Origin of the sequence: Duganella vulcania, from assembly GCF_009857655.1 — a bacterium.
Taxonomy (GTDB): domain Bacteria; phylum Pseudomonadota; class Gammaproteobacteria; order Burkholderiales; family Burkholderiaceae_D; genus Rugamonas; species Rugamonas vulcania.
Window position 1 is genome coordinate 1 of the sequence record NZ_WWCX01000273.1, and the last position, 687, is coordinate 687.

Genomic DNA, 687 nt, shown 5'->3' on the forward strand with positions numbered 1-687 from the left:
CCGGCGCGCAGCGCGGCCGCCGCCTGGGCCTGCTCGATGGCGATGCCGGCCAGCCGCGCGGCCTGCTCGATCAGCGCGATGTGGGCCGCGCTGGGCAGGCAGGGCTCGCGGTGGTAGATGGCGAACGTGCCCAGCACGTTGCCGCCGGCGCCGTAGATCGGGTCGGACCAGTACGAGCCCAGCCGGGCGCGCAGCGCCAGGTCGCGGTACTCGGTCCAGGCCGAGGCGCGGCGGATGTCCTCGACGATCACCCGGCTGCGCGTGAGCACCGCCTGCGCGCAGGCGCCCTGGCTGCCGTGGATCGGCCGCCCGTGCACGGCGGCGTTGAAGAAGGCCGGCAGGCTGGGCGCCGCGCCCACCAGCAGGCGCTCGCCGGCCTCGTCAAGCAGCAGGATGCTGCACAACATCTCCTCGTTGCCAGCCTCGACGCCCAGCACCACGCTCTCCAGGATGGCCGGCAGCGGCGCGCCGGTGGCCAGCAGCTCCAGCACGTGGCGCCGGTTGTGCTCGCGCTGCTCGCCCTGGGTGCGCTCGGTGATGTCGCGGAACGACCACAGCCGCGCAGGCTCGCTGCCCAGCAACAGGCCGCGCGTGTGCTGCTCGATCACGCGGCCGTCCTTCAGGCGCAGCAATTCCAGCTGGCTGGCCGGCGGCGCGCCCGCCGCCGGCGCCAGCGGCGTGGCCTGG

General features: G+C 75.3%; 1 protein-coding gene. It reads right to left on the bottom strand.

The genetic code is table 11. The features are described 5' to 3' along the window. The coding region (locus tag GTP90_RS35935) for a GAF domain-containing protein (protein ID WP_161087950.1) at window positions 1-687 on the bottom strand (687 nt) is incomplete at both ends.